This is a genomic window from Streptomyces sp. NPDC057616 (assembly GCF_042800575.1).
GTDB lineage: Bacteria > Actinomycetota > Actinomycetes > Streptomycetales > Streptomycetaceae > Streptomyces.
The window spans coordinates 333,051-351,691 of sequence record NZ_JBHVGU010000001.1 but is presented as its reverse complement, the minus strand read 5'-3'; the positions used below and the strand labels follow the sequence as shown (position 1 = coordinate 351,691).

General features: G+C 71.5%; 15 protein-coding genes. 8 read left to right on the top strand and 7 right to left on the bottom strand.

Annotated features, from left to right (window positions below):
* Nucleotides 1–17: 17 nt before the first annotated feature.
* Nucleotides 18–2,963, bottom strand: coding sequence for a beta-galactosidase (locus ACFU97_RS01635; RefSeq protein WP_384249381.1), 2,946 nt, complete (start codon nt 2,961–2,963; stop codon nt 18–20).
* Between the two features lie 75 nt (nt 2,964–3,038).
* On the opposite strand from ACFU97_RS01635, the gene ACFU97_RS01630 reads away from it, so the two are divergent.
* From ACFU97_RS01630 to ACFU97_RS01620, 3 genes are all read left to right on the top strand, one after another.
* On the top strand, nt 3,039–3,497 hold the full coding sequence (locus ACFU97_RS01630; protein WP_384249379.1) for an RrF2 family transcriptional regulator: 459 nt from the start codon (nt 3,039–3,041) through the stop codon (nt 3,495–3,497).
* 141 nt (nt 3,498–3,638) lie between these two features.
* Nucleotides 3,639–4,547, top strand: a complete 909-nt coding sequence (locus ACFU97_RS01625; protein ID WP_384249376.1) for a sulfite exporter TauE/SafE family protein — start codon at nt 3,639–3,641, stop codon at nt 4,545–4,547.
* A 210-nt stretch (nt 4,548–4,757) separates the two neighbouring features.
* On the top strand, nt 4,758–5,408 hold the full coding sequence (locus ACFU97_RS01620) for a DUF4360 domain-containing protein (RefSeq protein ID WP_384249373.1): 651 nt from the start codon (nt 4,758–4,760) through the stop codon (nt 5,406–5,408).
* Nucleotides 5,409–5,462: 54 nt separating this feature from the next.
* Here ACFU97_RS01620 and ACFU97_RS01615 read toward each other — a convergent pair whose 3' ends face one another.
* Entirely contained in the window at nt 5,463–6,233 is a 771-nt protein-coding gene (locus tag ACFU97_RS01615; RefSeq protein WP_384249371.1) for an intradiol ring-cleavage dioxygenase, read from the bottom strand.
* Nucleotides 6,234–6,439: 206 nt separating this feature from the next.
* Here ACFU97_RS01615 and ACFU97_RS01610 point away from each other — a divergent pair, with 206 nt between their 5' ends.
* A complete protein-coding gene (locus tag ACFU97_RS01610; protein WP_384249368.1) occupies nt 6,440–6,766 on the top strand; it encodes a hypothetical protein in 327 nt (108 codons plus the stop codon).
* Nucleotides 6,767–6,936: 170 nt separating this feature from the next.
* A complete protein-coding gene (locus tag ACFU97_RS01605) occupies nt 6,937–7,905 on the top strand; it encodes an ArsR/SmtB family transcription factor (RefSeq protein WP_384249366.1) in 969 nt (322 codons plus the stop codon).
* 225 nt (nt 7,906–8,130) lie between these two features.
* Here the strand turns inward: ACFU97_RS01605 and ACFU97_RS01600 are convergent, their stop codons facing one another.
* Nucleotides 8,131–8,556 carry a DUF4328 domain-containing protein gene (locus tag ACFU97_RS01600; protein WP_384249364.1) on the bottom strand — a complete coding sequence of 142 codons (426 nt, stop codon included), beginning with the start codon at nt 8,554–8,556 and terminating at the stop codon, nt 8,131–8,133.
* 158 nt (nt 8,557–8,714) lie between these two features.
* Here ACFU97_RS01600 and ACFU97_RS01595 point away from each other — a divergent pair, with 158 nt between their 5' ends.
* From ACFU97_RS01595 to ACFU97_RS01585, 3 genes are all read left to right on the top strand, one after another.
* Nucleotides 8,715–9,713, top strand: a complete 999-nt coding sequence (locus ACFU97_RS01595) for an arabinan endo-1,5-alpha-L-arabinosidase (RefSeq protein ID WP_384249362.1) — start codon at nt 8,715–8,717, stop codon at nt 9,711–9,713.
* A 112-nt stretch (nt 9,714–9,825) separates the two neighbouring features.
* Nucleotides 9,826–11,001 carry a 4-hydroxybenzoate 3-monooxygenase gene (locus ACFU97_RS01590; RefSeq protein ID WP_384249360.1) on the top strand — a complete coding sequence of 392 codons (1,176 nt, stop codon included), beginning with the start codon at nt 9,826–9,828 and terminating at the stop codon, nt 10,999–11,001.
* A gap of 81 nt (nt 11,002–11,082) precedes the next feature.
* Nucleotides 11,083–12,723, top strand: coding sequence for a methyltransferase (locus tag ACFU97_RS01585; protein ID WP_384249357.1), 1,641 nt, complete (start codon nt 11,083–11,085; stop codon nt 12,721–12,723).
* Between the two features lie 79 nt (nt 12,724–12,802).
* On the opposite strand, the gene ACFU97_RS01580 is transcribed toward ACFU97_RS01585, so the two are convergent.
* The 4 genes from ACFU97_RS01580 to mmsA form a co-directional block, all read right to left on the bottom strand.
* On the bottom strand, nt 12,803–14,425 hold the full coding sequence (locus ACFU97_RS01580) for a pyridoxal phosphate-dependent aminotransferase (RefSeq protein ID WP_384249355.1): 1,623 nt from the start codon (nt 14,423–14,425) through the stop codon (nt 12,803–12,805).
* Between the two features lie 187 nt (nt 14,426–14,612).
* Entirely contained in the window at nt 14,613–15,767 is a 1,155-nt protein-coding gene (locus tag ACFU97_RS01575) for an aldose epimerase family protein (protein ID WP_384249352.1), read from the bottom strand.
* 60 nt (nt 15,768–15,827) lie between these two features.
* A complete protein-coding gene (gene mmsB / locus ACFU97_RS01570) occupies nt 15,828–17,072 on the bottom strand; it encodes a multiple monosaccharide ABC transporter permease (RefSeq protein ID WP_384249350.1) in 1,245 nt (414 codons plus the stop codon).
* Nucleotides 17,069–18,619: a multiple monosaccharide ABC transporter ATP-binding protein gene (gene mmsA / locus ACFU97_RS01565; protein ID WP_384249347.1), complete on the bottom strand. Its 1,551-nt coding sequence runs from the start codon at nt 18,617–18,619 to the stop codon at nt 17,069–17,071. The genes mmsB and mmsA overlap by 4 nt, the downstream gene beginning before the upstream one ends.
* Between the last annotated feature and the right edge of the window lie 22 nt (nt 18,620–18,641).

Sequence of the window (18,641 nt, the reverse complement as noted above, 5' to 3'; positions counted from 1 at the left end):
GGCCGCCGGACCTCCCGTCACGGCACCGGCGTCACCGTCACCCCTCCCGCCGCCGACCCGAGCAGGACGAGCCGTGGCTCCGGCGGTCCGGAGGGGGTGGTGCCGTCGGACAGGACCGCCAGGGCCAGGGTGTTGGCGCCGCGGGTGCGCAGGATGCCGTTGGGGAGGGCGAAGGTGTGCTGGGGGCCCACGTCGTTGATGTACTGGCCCATGTTCCAGCCGTTGAGGAAGATCTGGACGCGGTAGGCGCGCATCGGGTCGTCCTCGAGCGTGAGCCCGATCGAGGCGTCGGTGGCGGCGTCGACGGCGAGGCGGAAGCCCGTGCGGTACCAGGTGACGCCCTGCCGCCGCTCCGCGACCGGCAGCCGGACCGGCTGCCAGTCGCCGTCGGTGTGCTCCGGCAGATGCCAGCCCTGCCGCTCGCCGTACAGCCCGCCGTTGTTCTGCGGCCCGCGCACGGGGTCGGGCGCGGCCTCTCCCTGCAGCCGCCAGCTCACCGCCGGGGCGGCCCCCTCGAAGGTGACCGCCGTCAGCCCGCGGGCCACCTTGTGCGTGTCCTGCGCCTTGCCGTCCTGGTCGTGCTGCATCCGGCGGACGAGGACGGACAGCACGTGCGCGCCGTCCGTGCGCAGCTCCTCCGGCACCTCGAACACCGCCGTGTCGGCCCAACTGCCCTGCCGCACGCTCTTGTTGTCCGGCACCGGCATCCGGTGCGTGCCCAGCGGCCGGCCGTCCAGCCAGGCCATCAGCAGCCCCTGGGTGCCGGTGCTGTAGGCGAGCGACACGGACCGCGCGCCGCCCGCGCCGGTGAAGCGCCCGCGGTACCAGACGTCGCCGTAGTGGAAGCCGTAGTCGTCGGCGAACAGCAGCGGCTGCCCGTCCGGGACGGGGGTGGTGCTGTACGACGTGGTCCCGTCGGCGGCCCGCCAGGCCGAGTCGTCGAAGCCGGGCGCGGACTCCGGGTTCTCCCGCTTCCTGCGCCAGCCGTCGTGCAGCGCGGGCAGCGCGACCGGGCCCACACCTGCCAGCGGGCGCGTGCTGCGCAGGCTTCCGGACGAGGTGGCGCCCGTCGTCAGCGCACGGCCGTTCCAGCTGACGTGACCGATCCCGCGCGGTCCCCACACCTCCACCTCGGCCGCCAGGACGGTGTCCCCCGTCAGCCTGACCGACGCACCGTCGACCGCCGCGGTCCGCAGCAGCGCCGGCCCGTACACCAGCACCGGGCCGGACGGGGTGTCGCGGGGCCACAGCCGTACGGAGGTCTCGTCGTCGGCGAGGAGCAGGAGGAGGGGGGCGGAGACACCGCCGCCGGACACCAGCACCCTTGTCAGACCGCCGAGTTCGGCCTCGATACGCAGCAGGCCGTCCGCGTACGCGCAGTCGGCTGCGCCCTCCAGCACCCTGACCGCCGGCCTGCTCGCGCACTCCAGCGCCGTCACCGTCGCCTCGCCCCGGCGCCCGGTGAACACGGCGACCTCCTGCCGTCCGGCGGCGAGGGCCAGCATGGGCTGGGCGCTGGAGTGGCGGACCCTGCGCCGCCCCAGCCCGAGCCCGGCGGCCAGCAGCCGCGCGTCCTGCGGCGGTACGACGACCGGGAGTTCGGCCCCCGGGACCGGAAGGGTGGTGGTGACCGGGTCCTTGCCGTCGTTGCGCAGGACGTAGACATGGGCGCCGGTGTCGGCGTTGGTCAGGTGGTACACCCTCAGCCCGTCCGCGGTGACGTCCGCGGCGCGGTCCAGCTTGGCGAAGTCGGGGAAGTAGCGCAGCAGTTGGCCGATCTGGTGCATGGGGATCAGCTTGGAGGTGGGCTGCCGGCCCTCGTCGATGGCCGCGCCGTAGTCGTACGACGTGTAGACGACCGGTGCGGGCAGCCAGCCCCAGGAGGTGCCGCCGAAGGTCATGTAGACGCTGTGCAGCGTGATGCCGTTGGCGAGGTTGGTGAGGTAGAAGCGGCGCTCGTACGCCGCGTCGCGCTGCCGCCGCGACTCCGCGTACCCCTTCTTGTCGAACCAGACCCCGCCCCACGGGTCGAACCAGCCGCCCCCGAACTCCGGGATCAGGCCCGGGGTGCGCGGGCTGGCCGTCGCACCGCCCTTCAGGCCGCCGATGCCGAAGTGCCCCCAGTCGGGCGGGGTCAGCGAGGGCGAGGGATAGCCGTCGAAGCCGTAGAGCCAGCCGCCGTCGTCCCCGCCGGTGTCGAAGGAGCCGGGGATCCAGTAGCCGTTCCTGCTCTTGTCGTTGTGGAAGAGGGGCACGTCGATGCCGTCGGCGCGCACCTTCCGGTACAGGTGCGCCATGTAGTCGCGGCCGGCCGGCTCGGTGACGTGGGAGTCGTACTCGTTCTCGATCTGGTAGAGCAGGACCGTGCCGCCGCCGTCGGTGAGGAGGTGGCGGGCGACGATGGCGTTGACCTGGGTGAGCCACTCGTCGACGTACGACAGGTAGGTGGGGTCGGCCATCCGCGCGCTGCCCTCGGTGGCGCTCAGCCAGCCGGGGAAGCCGCCGCCGTCGAGCTCGGCGTTGCAGTAGGGGCCGGGCCGCAGGATGACGTAGAGGCCGGTCTCGGCGGCCGTGCGCAGGAAGAGGTCCAGGTCCCGGACGCCCGTGAAGTCGTAGTGGCCGGGGGCGGGGGAGTGGTAGTTCCAGGGCACGTAGATGCTGACCGTGTTGTAGCCGTGGGCGCGCATCTTCTGCAGGACGTCCCGCCACAGGGACGGGCTCGGCAGCCGGCAGGGGTGCAGCTCGCCCGACCAGACGACCAGGCGCCTGCCGTCGACGAGGAGCGAGTAGCGGTCGTAGCCGATGGTGTGCCGGCGGCCGTCCGCGCGCGGCGGGGCGGGAGCGGGGCCCGTCGGGACGGTGTGGGCGGCGTAGGCGCAGCTCGCCGCGGCGCTGCCGCCGAGGGCGAGTCCGAGCGCCGTGGTGCCGGCGAGCGCGCTGAAGGTACGTCTGCTGAGCCCCATGGGAGCCTCCCGTCGTGCCGGTCGGTCGGCGCGTGCGAGGTCATTGTGTACGGCTCCAGCCAGCACAATGGTCGTATGAGGATCTCGGCACGGGCGGATTACGCGGTACGGGCGGTTCTTGAACTCGCCGTTCGGCAGGACGGCGGACCGGTGAAGGCGGAGGCGATCGCCGCCGCGCAGGACATTCCGCACAAGTTCCTCGAGGGCATCCTCGGTGACCTGCGGCGGGGCGGCGTCGTCGACAGCCGGCGCGGCGGCAACGGCGGCTACCGCCTGGCGCGCGAGGCGTCGAGGATCACGGTCGCGGACGTCATCCGCGCCGTCGACGGCCCGATCGTCTCCGTCCGCGGCGAGCGCCCCACAGGTCTGGAGTACACCGGCTCCGCCCAGCCGCTGCTCCCGCTGTGGATCGCGCTGCGCGCCAACGTGCGCCGCATCCTGGAGGGCGTCACGATCGCCGACATCGCGGCCGACGCCCTGCCCACGCAGGTGCGCGAGCTGGCCTCGGAGCCCGCGGCGTGGGAGAACCCGTAGGCGCCGTGTGCGCCGGCGCACCGCCGCCGTCTCACAGTGTGTCCTCAGCTTGACGTCCTAGCATCGGGCGGCGTTGATTCCTACTTGGCCGATGGGAAAACCAGGGAATCAACGGGACGACGACACACGACGGGACCTCCTATGCAGACGCTGATCCTGCTCGCTCTCGCGGGGTTGGGCGCCCAGCTCGTCGACGGCAGCCTCGGGATGGCGCACGGGGTGATCTCGACCGTACTGCTGCTGGGGCTGGGGGCGAGCCCGGCCGCCGCCTCGGCCGTCGTCCACTTCGCGCAGATAGGCACCGGGCTGGTGTCGGGCGTCTCGCACGCGCGGTTCGGGAACGTCGACTGGAAGGTCGTGGCGCGGATCGGGGTGCCGGGGGCGGTGGGGGCGTTCGTGGGGGCGACCCTGCTGGCGGGGATGTCGACGGCGGTCGCGGAGCCCGTCATGGCTGTGATCCTGCTCGCACTCGGCCTGTACGTGACCTACCACTTCACCGTGCACGGGGTGCCGCGCGGCAAGATCGGCCGGCCCCTGCGCAAGCGGTTCCTCGTCCCGGTCGGCCTCGCCGCCGGCTTCCTCGGCGCCACCGGCGGGGGCGGCTGGGGGCTGATCGGCACCCCGGCCCTGCTGGCCAGCGGTCGGCTCGAACCGCGCAAGGTGATCGGCTCCGTCGACGCCAGCAAGGCGCTGGTGGCCGTCGCCGCGAGCCTCGGCTTCCTCCTCTCCCTCGGCTCGCACGGGGTGAACTGGTCGTGGGTGCTCGCGTTCCTCCTCGGCGGCATGGTCATCGCCCCGGTCGCCGCCTGGCTGGCCCGCTTCGTCGCCCCGCGCATCCTGGGCTCGGCGGTCGGCGGCCTCATCGTGCTGCTCAACGCCCGCACCCTGCTGGACGCCTGGGGCGCCGCGTCCGGCGCGCCGAGCGTGTGCGCGTACGTCGTCCTCTACGCCCTGTGGGCCGCCGCCCTGATCCACTCGGCCCGCGCCCACCGCAGGGAGAAGGCGCGCCGCAGCCGGCCCGCCGACGAGCGCGAGCCCGTCGTCGCCTAGCCGTTCGAGGCGTCAACTGCCTCTCGTTCCAACACAGTTCGGTCACACCGGCGTTCTGTGAAATGCGCGTTTGTGAATGGCTTGAGTTCACCCTGACCGCTCCTTCCGCGCTTTCCTACGATGCGTTCGCCTCCGGTCTTCACAGGAACCTCACGGGTTCTCCATAGGCCGCGGGCGAGCCACCCCCCACTCACAGAAGCCGGAGAGACCATGGCTGGTGGACTCCTTCTGAGCGGCGCGGTAGCCGCTCTGCTCGCCACCGCGATACCCGCGCACAACCCTTCGGGCGGGTTCGACGACCCGCCCCCGGACAAGATCATCATCAAGGTCGCCACGGTGAACGGCTCGGGCTGCCCGCAGGGCACGACGGCGGTCGCCGTCTCCGAGGACAACACGGCCTTCACGGTCACCTACAGCGCGTACCTCGCCCAGGCGGGCGGCGGCTCCGACCCTACGGCGTTCCGCAGAAACTGCCAGCTCAACCTGGTCGTGCACGTCCCGCAGGGCTTCACCTACGCGATCGCCAGCGCCGACTACCGGGGCTTCGCCTCGCTCCAGTCCGGTGCGAACGGCACGCAGAAGGCCTCGTACTACTTCCAGGGCTCACCGAACACCGCGCAGAAGACCCATCCCTTCAACGGCCCCTACGACGACAACTGGCAGGCCACCGACTCCACCGACTGGGCCCAGCTGGTGTGGGCGCCCTGCGGGGTCCAGCGCAACTTCAACATCAACACGGAGCTGCGGGTGACGGCCGGCTCCACCTCCGCGGACAAGGTCAGCTTCATGACCATGGACTCGACGGACGGTGACATCAGCACGGTCTACCACCTCGCGTGGAAGGAGTGCCCGGGTTCCTGACGCACGGCGAAGGGGTGGCCCGCGCGCCGCGGGCCACCCCGGCCGGATGCCGGCTCAGGACCGTTCGACGCCCAGGGTCAGGGCGGCGCGGTACCCGGCGGAGGGGGTGCTGCCCACGGGGGTGAGGGTGAGCAGACCGGAGGAGGCACCTGCGTCGTCGTAGATCCCGTCCTGCGCGAGGGTCGTGCGGGTGACCGTGTTGGTCGAGTACGGCGAGACCTTGGCGACCTGGGCCGTGATCGTCTCGTCGCAGAAGAGCTGTCCGGTGTGGAGCTCCTGACCGCCCTCGAACGAGCCGTCGGAGGTCAGTGTGACGCCGGTGTGCACCTTGACGTGGATGTGGACGCACCGGCCGCGGTACCAGCCCGGGTAGACGGTGGTGAGGCTCGCGACCCCGGCGGAGTCGGTGAGCACGCCGCCGCGCAGGAAGGTGCCGTCGTCCGGCTCGCTGTGGCCGTTGTTGCCGACGTAGCCGGAGTACTCGCCGAGGGCGTCGCAGTGCCAGATCTCGACCAGCGCGTCGGCGATGGCGGCGCAGGTGTCGTCGTCGACGACGGTGAGGGCGAGCTGGAGGGGGACGCCCGCCTTGCCTTCCGTGACGTCGGAGCGCACGAGCGCTCCGTCGAGGTAGTAGGGGCCTTCGGTCATCTCCTTCGTGAGGGTGCAGACGGCCGCCGCGGCGGCGGGTCGGGTCTGGGCCGCGTCGGCCGCGGCCGCGGTGGGGGCCTCGGGCGCGGCGGCGGAGACGGCGAGGGTCGCGGCCGCGGCGCCCGTGGCGATCAGTACGGTTCTGCGCCCGATCCCGGGCTCTGTGGTTTCTGTCATGAGCACGGCACCGTAGGGAGCGAGCCTGTAGGCGAGCTGTCAGTTGGGCAAAGTGACGCGCCGTCAAGTTCCCTGCCGGTCATCCGGGCGGGTGCGCGGATTCGGCCGGGATCGAACCCGGGCGAGGGGATTCGACCCGGATCGAAGCCGGGTGCGGGCCGGGCCGCCGCGGCGCCAGGCTGGTCCCCGTTCGCGCGGGCGACCGCATGTGGTCGCCGGCGACCGCAAGCAACGGGGGAGGAAGACCACCATGGCCCTCGGCAAGAGTCGCCTCGCCCTCGGACCGGCCGCGCTCGCCGGGAGCGCCGGCTTGCTCGCGCTGCCCGCGTCCGCGCAGGCGGCCCCTGGCCTCCTCCGACCCGGCCACCTGGCCGTGCGACCCGTCGGAGTTCTGCATCCACCGCGACAATCAGGACCGCGGCGCCCACTCCTCGCTGGCGGACGGCGCCTCCAACCTGGGCGTCCTGGACGGCCAGGCCGTCGACCTCTCCTCACCCGTCCGCGACCAGGTCGGCTCCGTGGCGGAGTGCTGAGGAGGTTCCTCCGGGACCCCTCCCGGACACCTCCGGGACCCGGTCCCCGCCGCGCGCGTCCGCGCGGCGGGGACGGACGTGCCCGCGCCGACCCCCTGACATCTGAGGGTGGCAAGCGGCCCGCACGCGCCGATCATGTCAGTGACACTGCCGAACGGGGATGGCACGACATGGCGGTACGCATTCACTTCACCGACGACGACCTCGCCCAGACCAGGCTCGCGCAGGCGCCCGATCCCATGTGGGAGGCGCTGCTGAGCATGCACATGCTCCAGACGGACACCGCGTCCTTCGTCTTCGGCGGCTGGCGGCAGGCGGTACGCCGCCGCCTGACCGCCCCCTTGGGCGCGCTGCTCCGGTTCGCGCCGCCCGCCGGCTACTCGGCGGACTTCCTGACTCCGGCGGCCGGTGCGGGCGGCCTGGAGGCCGGGGCCGGCGCCCTGCTGTCCACACCGCGTCGGCGACTCGCGCACGATCTCGCCGAACTGGCCCGTGCGGGGCGCCGGTTGCCGTCCTGGGCCGGGCGCCTGGCCGCCGGGGACGCCGACGCCGTCAGGCACCTCGGCCGCCTGCACCGGCACTGGTTCGCGACCGCGCTGGCCCCCTGGTGGAGCCGGATCCGCAGCCGCTTCGACACCGAACGCGCCCTGCACGGACGCTACTTGGCCGAAGGCGACCTCGAGGGTCTGCTCAACACCCTGCACCCCGGGCTGGTCTGGCGCCGGCCGGTCCTGGAGCTCACCGGCCTGGGCGTCGACCGCGACGTGCACCTCGACGGGCGCGGACTGCTGGTGCTGCCCTCGTACTTCTGCTGGCGCCGGCCCACGCTGCTCAAGGACCCGGCGCTGCCGTGCGTCGTCGTCTACCCCATGCCGCACGAGTCGGCCCTGAACGCCACGACCGGCCTGCGCTCCCTGAACGCGCTGCTCGGCCGCACCCGCGCCGAGATCCTGGAGACGGTAGCCGGCCGGGGCGTGACGACGACCGAACTCGCCCACGACACGGGCATCGCCCCGGCCACCGCCAGCCACCACATCGGCATCCTGCGCAAGGCGGGCCTGCTCAGCACCTGCCGCGCGGGACGCGTCGTGCTGCACACGGTGACCCCACTGGGCCTGGCGCTGCTGGACGGCCGGTGACGCACCGACCTGACGGAGACGGCGGCCGACGGAACCTCGAGCCCCTTGTGGGACCGCCCGTTCGGCGCCGAACGCGCTGCTCTGCAGCGAGGTGATCCGCCGGACCACGCAGACGGCCAGGACCGCGGCGGTGATGTTCAGTGCCTGCGTCACGACCAGGAGGGGCAGCGAGGTGGAGGACCGGCCGAGCGTGGCGATCACCATGTGCGCCGCCCGTGCCGGCCATCAGGCGTTCACCAGTGTGTCGTCGCGGCCCTCGTCCATCTTCCGCGCGCCGCTTGCCCGTTGGGCGCCGAGGAGCAGTCCGCGCGGGACCCGCAGGTTGACCACCGGGACGAGCCACGCGACGACGGCCCAGAGGTCGGAGCCGAGGTCCGCGTCGGGTGAGACGAGCCGGGCGTTGCTCCGGCAGCGATGGAACCACGTCAGGAACAGGATCGCCGCCAGGGTGACGGCGTAGACGGACACCGTCGACACCAGCCCCGACCGGCTCACCGGGGTCTCCCCGGGATCCAGGAGATGAGCCCTCAACGTCACGGCCCGGACCACCTCCACGACGGCCGCCACGGCTATCGCGGCCTGCGCCAGACGGGCGAGGAGACGGGGTGTCCCGGAGGCGGCGGGGCCGACGGGTCTGGCGGGTTCGGTCATGAGGCGGAGCGTGTTCGCGCACAGGTTCGCCGGAGTTCGAATCGGCTGTTGCCGCGCGGGCCATTGACGCGCAAGTGGTTCGATTCTACGTTCCGTTCGAGCTTGCGAGCATCGTTCGAAATGTCGGACAGCGAACCCCCACCGCAAGGAGGATCCGCATGAGCCGCACCTCCGGCACCGCCCGCCCCGCCCGAACCTCCCGCAGGCGCACCGCACTTGCCGCCGTCCCCGCCGCCCTCCTGCTCGCCCTCATTCCGGGCACGGCCTCGGCGTACCCGAATCCCGGCGCCGTCACCGGGGACGTCGTCGTCCACGATCCGACGATGATCCGCACCTCCGCCGGCCGCTATCTGCTGTACTCCACCGGCGGCGGCCTCGGCCACAAGACCTCCACCGACCGGATCGCGTTCACACAGGGCGGCGACGCCTTCTCGGCCAGGCCGAGTTGGTGGTCGTCGTACGCCACCGAGGCGTGGGCACCCGACATCTCGTACCACGGCGGCAAGTACCTGATGTACTACGCCGTCTCGACCTTCGGCTCCAACAAGTCCGCTATAGGGCTGGCGAGTTCGCCGACCGGATTGCCCGGCTCGTGGACGGACTACGGCGCCGTCTACACCTCCACCACCTCCAGCGACTACAACGCCATCGACCCGAACCTCTTCGTCGACGGCAACGGCAGGTGGTGGCTGTCGTTCGGCAGTTGGTGGACCGGGATCAAGATGATCCAGATCGATCCGGGCACCGGGAAGCAGCTCGCCTCCGACACCACCCGGTACTCCCTCGCCTCCCGCCCGACCGGGACCAAGGCGGTCGAGGCGCCGTACGTGGTCAAGCGCGACGGCTACTACTACCTCTTCGCCTCCTACGACACCTGCTGCGCCGGCACCAGCTCGACGTACAAGGTGAAGGTGGGGCGGGCCACCGCTGTCACCGGGCCGTACTACGACAGGAGCGGCGTGGCGATGATGAGCAACGGCGGCACGCCGGTGCTGGAGTCGCACGGCAGCATCATCGGCCCCGGCGGCCAGTCGGTCATGAACGACTCCGACGGCGACCTGATCGTCTACCACTACTACGACGGCAACGACAACGGCACGCCCAAGCTCGGCATCAACCTGCTGAACTGGAGCAGCGGTTGGCCGGTGGCGTACTGACCCGCGGCCCGCGCTCCACCCTTACGGGTTAATCGGCCCGCTTTGTGTGCCTTCGGTGAAGAACAGGGTGATATGAAACCCTTTGGCCGAAAGCACAACTTCAGAGGCGGGCATGGGGAAACGGTTCGACACGGGGGAACAGTTCGGTGTGGTGATCGTCGGGGCCGGTCCCGCGGGGCTGGTCCTGGGGAATCTGCTGCTGGACCGGGGCGTCGACTGCGTGATCCTGGAGCGCCGGGACCGCGAGGCCGTGGAGGGGCGGGCCAGGGCCGGTTTCCTCGCGGCCCACTCCGTGCGCGTCCTCACGGAGAACGGCCTGGCCGCCGGGGTGCGGGCCCGTGGGCGGGAGCACGGAACCTGTCTGTTCCGCAGCGGGCAGGGGGAGTTCACCCTCGACTACGGGCGGCTCGGGCGCGGCGAGGTGCACACCGTCTACCCCCAGCAGGAACTGGTGCGGGACCTGGTGGCCGAGTATCTGCGGCGCGGCGGTGAACTCCGGTTCGGGGTCGAGGCCGAGGAGATCGCCGAAGGCCGGGTGCGGGTGCGCGGCGCCGCGGACGTGACCGGACGGTACGTCGCCGGCTGCGACGGCCATCGGGGCGTCGCCCGCCGGGCCCTCACCGCGCAGGGGGTGCCGACCGCCCGCCGGGACCACGGCGTCTCCTGGCTGGCCGTGCTCGCCGCGGCCCCGCCCAGCCTCTCGGCCGTCGGATACGCCCTGCACGAGCGGGGGTTCGCGGGACACATGGCGCGGACGCGGACCGTCACCCGCTACTACCTCCAGTGCCCGCGCGGCACCGATCCCGCCGACTGGGACGAGGACCGGATCTGGGCCGAGCTCGCGACGCGGATGCGGACCGCCGAGTTCGGTCCGCTCACCTCAGGCCGCGTCCTGGAGAGGGCCGTCGTCGACCTGCGCTCGGACGTGCTGCAGAGTCCGGGCGCCGGGCGGCTGTGGCTGGCCGGGGACGCCGCCGGGCTGATCAGCCCCTCGGCCGCCAAGGGTGCCAACCTCGCCGTGCTCCAGGCCGAGCGGCTGGCCCGGGCGTTCGAGGAGGCCCTGGTGCGCGGGGACGAGGGCGGTCTGGAGCGCTACGCCGCGGACTGCCTGCCCCGCGTCTGGCGGGCCCACGAGTTCTCGCACTGGATGAGCGGCCTGCTGCACGGGCCGGCCGGCGACGACGCCGAGGCGCGCTACGGGCGGGCCCTCCAGTACGCCCGTCTGGAGAGTCTGCGCACCTCCCGCGCCCACCAGGACCACTTCGCCGAGAACTACACCGGCATCTGACCCGCGGACCACCCACCGCGGAGCACGCGCCGCGGTGACGCGCCGCGGTCCACGCACCCCCCACGATCACCGGGAACCTCATTGAACCTCCCCGTCGTACAAGCACGCCTGGCCGAAGCCGATCTGGAGCGGATCTCCCGCGCGGCCGACCACGTCCGCACCCACGACACGGACCAGGTCCTGGGCGAACTGCTGCCCGACCTGACCGCGCGGGACCGGGCCGACGTCGCGCGGCACCTCGTCTTCGACCACACCGCCGTGCTCGTCTTCCCCGACTCCCTGGACGGGCTGTGCGAGGAACTGCGCGCCCGCGGCCTGGAGCCGGGGCCGGTCACCCCGAGCGTGGTGGTGCGCGAGCGGCTGGCCCGGCGCTACGGCGCCGTCGTCGGCGAGAGCCCGGTCGGCATCGTGCACGTGGCGGTCGGCGGGCGCAGCGTCGAGATCTTCGCCCTGCCCGTACCGCCCGGCTCCCCGCTGGAGGCCGTCGCCGCCGACGAGCGCGCCGCCGGGCACGAGGCGCACCACGCCTTCGCGCTGACCTCGCCGGGCGCGGTGGTGCCGGCCGGGCTGCGCACCCTGCTCCAGGAGCGCGGCGGCGCGGTGCCCGACGGCGGCGGCTACAACGGCCACGAGGACGTGACGGTCCTGTACTTCCGCAGCCGGCGCCACCAGCGCTTCGAGGTCCGCCTGCCCGGACGGCACGAGCCGCTGCCGGACCCGGCGGTCTCCCTGCTCGGCGTGCTGACCGGCGCCTGGGCCACCCAGGCGGTCGCCACCATGGCCGCACTGGGCATCGCCGACCACCTCGCCGAGCGGCCGGGCCTGGGCGCCGACGCCCTGGCCGGTCTCACCGGCACCGACCCGGACGCACTACGACGGCTGCTGCGCTATCTGGGCTCGCTGGGCCTGCTGACGTCGGCCGACAGCACCTACCACCTCACCGCGCTCGGCCAACTCCTGTGCACCGGCGCCGAGTTCTCCCTGCACCCGCTCGCGCTGCTGTACGGCGGCCTGTTCTACGACTCCTTCGCCGGCCTCACCCACTCCGTACGCACCGGCCAGGAGGCCTTCGCCCACCGCTACGGGCAGCACCACTTCCCCTACCTCGCCGAACGCCCCGAGCTGGGCGCGCTGTTCCACCGCGCGATGGCCGCGAGCGCGGAGATGTTCACGCCCGTTCCCGCGCTGGTGGACTTCTCCGGCGTACGGCGGGTGGTCGACGTCGGCGGCGGCAACGGCGCCCTGCTCGCCCGGGTGCTGCGCGCGCACCCCGAGGTGGAGGGCGTGCTGCTGGAACGAGCGCAGGCGCTGGCGGCGGCACGGACGGAACTGGCCGCGCTGGGCCTGGACCGGCGCTGCTCCTTCGTGCCCGGCGACTTCACCGAGCAGGTGCCGGCCGGCGGCGACGTCTACCTGCTCTCCCGGGTCCTGCACGACTGGGACGACGACCGCTGCCTGACCATCCTGCGCCGGTGCGCGCAGGCGATGCGCCCGGGTGCCCGGCTCCTCGTGGTGGAGCGCCTGCTGCCGGGGCGGGAGGGGGTCCCGTCCCCGGCGGTGGCGTGGGACGTCCACATGCTGTGCAACGTGGGCGGCCGGGAGCGGGACGAGCACCACTACCGGCGGCTGCTGGCCGCGGCCGGTTTCGAGCTCACGGACTGCCACGACCTGCCCCTGGGGGCGTCGCTGCTGCACGCGGTGCGCGGCGGGGCGGCCCGCTAGGGCCTGTTGAGACATCACGTCTGCCGCCCGGCCCGCTCTTCGGGCGGACGACGGGACGTTCGCGACAGGCCCTGGCGCGTCAGCCGGTCTGCCCCATCCCGGCCGCGTTGGGCCAGCTCTGGGCGTTGGGCCAGCCGGTCGCCGGGGCGGGGGAGAGGTCCTGCGGGGGGCCGGTGGTGCCCCGGACCTGGGCTGCCGTGAGCCCGCCGCGGGCCGGGACGCCGGGCGGGGTCGGGCCGGTCGGTATGACGGGGGCCATCGGCGGGGGCACCGGGGCCGGGGCGGGTGCCTGCGGCACGGGGGCGGGGGCGGGCATCGGCGCGGGTTGCGGCGCCGGGACGCCGATCACGGGCTGCGGTCCGGTCTGGGTCATCTGGGCGGCCATCGGCATGGGCATCCCCTGATCGACCGCCTGGTGCTGCGCGGCCGCCGGCATCGGCATGCCGCTCTCGGCGGGCGCACCGCCGGCCATCGCCGCGAGGCCGTGCATGCCGGCCCCGTTGGTGGCGCTGACCAGGCGGTCCACGGCCGCCGTGCCCGAGCTGTAGCTGGTCCCTGTGCTCAGCTCGGGCACGGCGGCTCCCCTCCTGGTCCCGTAGAGCACCTGTTCCAGGCCGGACACCAGGCGACGCACATCCACCTGGGGGCGCACCACGAGCCTCAGGAAGCGGCTGGACGAACCGATCTTGTTGCCGCACTCGCGGACCAGGATGCGGTGCTCGGTGAGCATCCGGTCCCGGACCACGGTGCCTTCGGCGCCCACGGGGAGGCGCACGAAGAGGAAGTTGCCCTGGGAGGGGTAGACGGTCAGGCCGGGCAGCGCCGAGAGCTGGCCGGCCATGTCCAGGCGGTCGCGGCGCACCTGCTGGAGGCTCTGCGCGTACTCGGCGCCGTGCTCCTTCAGCATGAACACCACGTGCTCGGCGAAGGAGTTGAGGTTCCACTTGGGGAGCATCGAGCGGACCCGGCCCGCGAGGGCGGGGTTGGCGACCAGATAGCCGAAGCGTATGCCGTGCAGGCCGAAGTTCTTGCCCAGGCTGCGCAGCACGACGACGTTCGGGCGGATCATCGCGTCCTGGACGACGGACGGTTCGGCCTCGGCGTCCGCGAACTCCAGGAACGACTCGTCGACGACGATCAGGTCCAGGTCGGCCATGGCGTCCATGAACTGCACCAGCGCGTGCCGCTGCAGATAGCCGCCGTCGGGGTTGTTCGGGTTGCAGATCACCGCGACCCGGGTGCCGCGCTTGCGGATGAACTCGGCGTACTGGGCGAGGTCCAGGGCGAAGCCGCTGGACTCCTGGAGCGGGAACATGTCGACCCGCTTGCCGGTCTCCATGGGCTGGTCGGTCCAGCGGCCGAAGGTGGGGACGGGGATGGCGAGCGACTCGCGGACCATCAGATGGTCGATCCAGGTGATCAGTTCCGTCGAGCCGTTGCCCATCGCCACGCACTGGGGCGGCAGCTGCAGCAGACTGCACAGCTCGGCGGTGATCGTGTCGGCGCTGCTCGGGTAGTACGTGACGATCTCGCGCAGCCGGACCGCCATCTCCTCGAACATGGCCGGGGTGGGGAAGTAGGGATTGCAGGGAATGCAGAAGTCGACCGGACCCGTGCCGTCGCCGCCCTCCCGTGTCAACGCCGCCATCGAAGGGCTGTGTGCCGCATTGCTGCGGAACAGCGAGGTGACGTTGTCGGCCATGGAACCTCCGTATGAGGCGGGCCCGGCGGTCGCGTCCGGGCCCGTCGTGTTTCGGGTGGCCCGCGCGGGGGAGCACGGGCCACCCGTACATACGAAGTGGTGCGTGGCGCTGTTCAACGGATGTGAAACTAGTGTGACTTCGGGAACCGGAAGGCCTAGCTCACCGTCCCCGCGCGAGTGCCCGGCGTCACACGCCGAACGAGTGCACCGTCGTGGTGCGGTACGTCTGCCCCGGACGCAGCACCGTGGTGGGCCACGACGGCTCGTTCGGGGAGTCCGGGAAGTGCTGCGTCTCCAGGCACAGCCCGTCGCCCTGCCGGTAGGTGCGGCCGGAGGTGCCGACGAGGGTGCCGTCCAGGAAGTTCCCGGAGTAGAACTGCAGGCCGGGCTGGTCGGTGGCGATCTTCAGGGTGCGGCCGGAGCGCGGGTCGCGCAGGGTGGCGATGTGTTCGGGCCGGGTGGTGACGCCCTTGTCCAGGACCCAGTTGTGGTCGAAGCCCTTGGCCTGCACCTGCTGGGGGTGGCCTGCGCGGATGTCCCGGCCGACCGGCTTGCCCCGGCGGAAGTCGAAGGGGGTGCCCGCGACCTTCGCCAGCTCGCCCGTGGGGATCAGCCCCGTGTCGGTCGGCGTGTAGCGGGAGGCGGCGATCGTGAGCTCGTGGTCCTCGATCGTGCCGTTGCCCTCGCCGGCGAGGTTCCAGTACGTGTGGTTGGTGAGGTTCACCACGGTCGGCTTGTCGGTGGTGGCCTCGTAGTCGATGCGCCACTCGCCGTGCCGGTTCAGCGTGAAGGTCACCTTGGTCCGCAGCGTGCCGGGGTAGCCCATCTCGCCGTCGACACTCGTGTAGTACAGGTGCAGGCCGACGTCGGAGCCGGAGGTGAAGCCCTCCACGTCCCACACCTTGGTGTTGAAGCCCTTGGCGCCGCCGTGCAGGCTGTTGACGCCGTCGTTGACGCTGAGCTGGTACTTCTTGCCGTCCAGGGTGAACTGGCCCTTGGCGATGCGGTTGCCGTAGCGGCCGATCGTGGCGCCGAAGAACGTGGTGCCGGCGACGTAGGCCGCGAGGTTGTCGTAACCGAGCGAGACGTTGACGTAGCGGCCGTGGCGGTCGGGGATCTCCAGCGACTGGATGATGCCGCCGTAGGAGAGGACCTTCAGCCTGGTGCCGCCGTTCTCCAGGGACCAGCGGTAGACCTTGGTGCCGTCGTCCAGCTTGCCGAAGAGCTCCTTGACCGGCCCCCGGCCGCCCGAGGAGGCCTCGGCGGTGCCCGTGCCGAGCGTGGTCGCGGCGATGCCTGCCGCCGCGGCGCCTGCGATGACTGTGCGTCTGTTCAGTTCCATGTGTGCGGCTCCCGTGAAGGGGTGGTGCCCCGCCGCGGTGGCGGGGCCCGAGCTGACTACTTACGAACCGGACTTGCGCTTGTTCCACACGTCGAAGCCGACCGCGGCCAGCAGGGCGAGGCCCTTGATGACCTGTTGCCAGTCGGTGCCGACGCTCAGGAGGTTCATGCCGTTGTTCAGCACGCCGAGGACGAGACCACCGATGATCGCGCCGAGGACGGTGCCCACACCGCCGCTCATGGACGCGCCACCGATGAACGACGAGGCGATGGCCTCGAGTTCGAAGTTCAGGCCCGCCTTCGGAGACGCCGCGTTCAGACGGGCTGCGACCACCAGACCCGCCAGGGCCGCGAGCACGCCCATGTTCAGGAAGACAAGGAAGGTGACCTTCTTGTCCTTGACGCCGGACAGCTTGGCCGCCGGCAGGTTGCCGCCGATGGCGTAGATGTGGCGGCCGAAGACCGCGTTGCGCATGACGTAGCCGTAACCGACCACCAGCACACCGAGGATGATCAGGATGATCGGCGCGCCCTGGTAGCTGGCGAGCAGCAGGGTGACCGCCAGGATCGCGGCGGTGATGGCCGCGAGCTTGAGCAGGAAGGCGTTGCGCGGCAGCACGTCCAGCGAGAACTCCTGCTCGCGCCTGCGGTCGCGGACCTCCTGGTAGATCACGAAGGCCAGCAGCACGATGCCGAGCAGCAGCGTGAGGTTGTGGTAGTTGGTCTTCGGGCCGACCTCCGGCAGGAAGCCGTTGCCGAGCTTCTGCAGACCGTCCGGGAACGGGCCGAGGGTCTGCCCCTGCAGGAAGATCTCCGTCAGACCGCGGAAGAGCAGCATGCCCGCCAGGGTCACGATGAAGGACGGTATGCCGAGATAGGCGATCAGATACCCCTGCACCGAGCCCGCGACCGCGCCCACCAGCAGGGACAGGACGAGGGCGATCGGCCAGGCCACGCCGTGCTGCACCGTCAGCACGGCCGCGAACGCGCCCACGAACGCCGTCAGCGAGCCGACCGACAGGTCGATGTGGCCCGCGATGATCACGAGCATCATGCCGATCGCGAGGATCAGGATGTAGCTGTTCTGCAGCACCAGGTTGGAGACGTTGCGCGGCAGCAGCAGGTCGCCGCCGGTCCACACCTGGAACAGAACCACGATCAGGCCGAGCGCGATCAGCATGCCGTACTGCCGCATGTTGCGCCTGAGGCCGCCCAGCATCAGCTGCAGCAGGCCCTCGGAGTGCGCACCCCCGCTCCCGCCGGGCGGCGCCGAGGCCGGGACCTTGTCCGTCACATCCGTGCTCATCGGGTTACCTCTTTGTCCTTCGTCATCTGGCGCATCAGCACTTCCTGCGTGGCCTCGGCCCGCGGAACCTCACCCGTGAGCCGCCCGGCGGCCATGGTGTAGATGCGGTCGCACATGCCGAGCAGTTCGGGCAGCTCGGAGGAGATGAAGACGACCGCCTTGCCCTCGGCGGCCAGCTGGTCGATGACCGTGTAGATCTCGTACTTGGCGCCCACGTCGATGCCGCGGGTCGGCTCGTCGAGGATCAGCACCTCGGGACCCGCGAAGATCCACTTGCTGAGGACGACCTTCTGCTGGTTGCCGCCCGAGAGCTTGCCCGCGGGCTCGAAGACGGTCGGCGCCTTGATGTTCATCGACTTGCGGAAGCGCTCGGCGACCTGCCGCTCCTCGTGCTCGTCGACCACGCCCCGCTTCGCGACCTTGTCCAGCGCGGTCAGTGAGATGTTGCGGTTGATGGTGTCGATGAGGTTGAGGCCGTAGTGCTTGCGGTCCTCGGTGACGTACGCGATGCCGTGCCCGACCGCCTCCGCGACGGTCTTGGTGCGGATCTCCGTGCCGTCCTTGAGGACCGTGCCGCTCGCGTGCCGGCCGTAACTGCGCCCGAAGACGCTCATCGCGAGCTCGGTGCGGCCGGCGCCCATCAGGCCCGCGATGCCGACGATCTCCCCGCGCCGCACGTGGACCGACACGTCGTCGACGACCTTGCGCTGCTGGTCGATCGGGTGGTGCACGCTCCAGTTGCGGATCTCCAGCGCCGGGGCCGCGTCCACCTCTCCCTCGTACGGCGTGCGGTCGGGGAAGCGGTGGTCGAGATCGCGGCCGACCATGCCCGAGATGATCCGGTCCTCGGTGGTCTCCGGCGCCTTCACGTCGAGCGTCTCGATCGACCTGCCGTCGCGGATGATCGTCACCGAGTCGGCGACCCTGCGGATCTCGTTCAGCTTGTGGGAGATGATGATCGAGGTGATGCCCTGCTTCTTCAACTCCAGGATGAGATCGAGGAGTTTGCCGCTGTCCTCGTCGTTCAGAGCCGCGGTCGGCTCGTCGAGGATGAGCAGCTTCACCTTCTTCGACAGCGCCTTGGCGATCTCCACCAGCTGCTGCTTGCCCACGCCGATGTCGGCGATCCGGGTCTCCGGGTGGTCGGACAGACCGACCCGGCGCAGCACCTCGGTGGCGTGCTTCAGCGTCTCCCGCCAGTCGATCAGCCCGCGCGAGGCGTGCTCGTTGCCGAGGAAGATGTTCTCCGCGATCGACAGGAAGGGCACCAGCGCCAGTTCCTGATGGATGATCACGATTCCGCGCTGCTCGCTCGCCCGGATGTCCTTGAACTCGCAGACCTCTCCCTCGAAGAGGATCTCGCCCTCGTACGTGCCGTGCGGATGGACGCCGGAGAGCACCTTCATCAAGGTGGACTTACCGGCGCCGTTCTCACCGCAGATGGCATGGACCTCGCCCTGACGGACCGTCAGCGTGACGTCCGACAGCGCTTTGACGCCGGGAAAGGTCTTGACGATCGAGCGCATTTCCAGGACGGGTCCCGCCATGGTCGTGCCCTTCCAATCCGTA

Bases quoted from the DNA above. Each gene is read 5' to 3' on its own strand.
- ACFU97_RS01615 (WP_384249371.1), bottom strand. From the start codon at position 6,233: ATGACAGAAACCACAGAGCCCGGGATCGGGCGCAGAACCGTACTGATC.
- mmsA (WP_384249347.1), bottom strand. From the start codon at position 18,619: ATGGCGGGACCCGTCCTGGAAATGCGCTCGATCGTCAAGACCTTTCCC.
- ACFU97_RS01635 (WP_384249381.1), bottom strand. From the start codon at position 2,963: ATGGGGCTCAGCAGACGTACCTTCAGCGCGCTCGCCGGCACCACGGCG.
- ACFU97_RS01625 (WP_384249376.1), top strand. From the start codon at position 3,639: ATGCAGACGCTGATCCTGCTCGCTCTCGCGGGGTTGGGCGCCCAGCTC.
- ACFU97_RS01600 (WP_384249364.1), bottom strand. From the start codon at position 8,556: ATGACCGAACCCGCCAGACCCGTCGGCCCCGCCGCCTCCGGGACACCC.
- ACFU97_RS01630 (WP_384249379.1), top strand. From the start codon at position 3,039: ATGAGGATCTCGGCACGGGCGGATTACGCGGTACGGGCGGTTCTTGAA.
- ACFU97_RS01580 (WP_384249355.1), bottom strand. From the start codon at position 14,425: ATGGCCGACAACGTCACCTCGCTGTTCCGCAGCAATGCGGCACACAGC.
- ACFU97_RS01610 (WP_384249368.1), top strand. From the start codon at position 6,440: ATGTGGTCGCCGGCGACCGCAAGCAACGGGGGAGGAAGACCACCATGG.
- mmsB (WP_384249350.1), bottom strand. From the start codon at position 17,072: ATGAGCACGGATGTGACGGACAAGGTCCCGGCCTCGGCGCCGCCCGGC.
- ACFU97_RS01605 (WP_384249366.1), top strand. From the start codon at position 6,937: ATGGCGGTACGCATTCACTTCACCGACGACGACCTCGCCCAGACCAGG.
- ACFU97_RS01595 (WP_384249362.1), top strand. From the start codon at position 8,715: ATGAGCCGCACCTCCGGCACCGCCCGCCCCGCCCGAACCTCCCGCAGG.
- ACFU97_RS01620 (WP_384249373.1), top strand. From the start codon at position 4,758: ATGGCTGGTGGACTCCTTCTGAGCGGCGCGGTAGCCGCTCTGCTCGCC.
- ACFU97_RS01590 (WP_384249360.1), top strand. From the start codon at position 9,826: ATGGGGAAACGGTTCGACACGGGGGAACAGTTCGGTGTGGTGATCGTC.
- ACFU97_RS01575 (WP_384249352.1), bottom strand. From the start codon at position 15,767: ATGGAACTGAACAGACGCACAGTCATCGCAGGCGCCGCGGCGGCAGGC.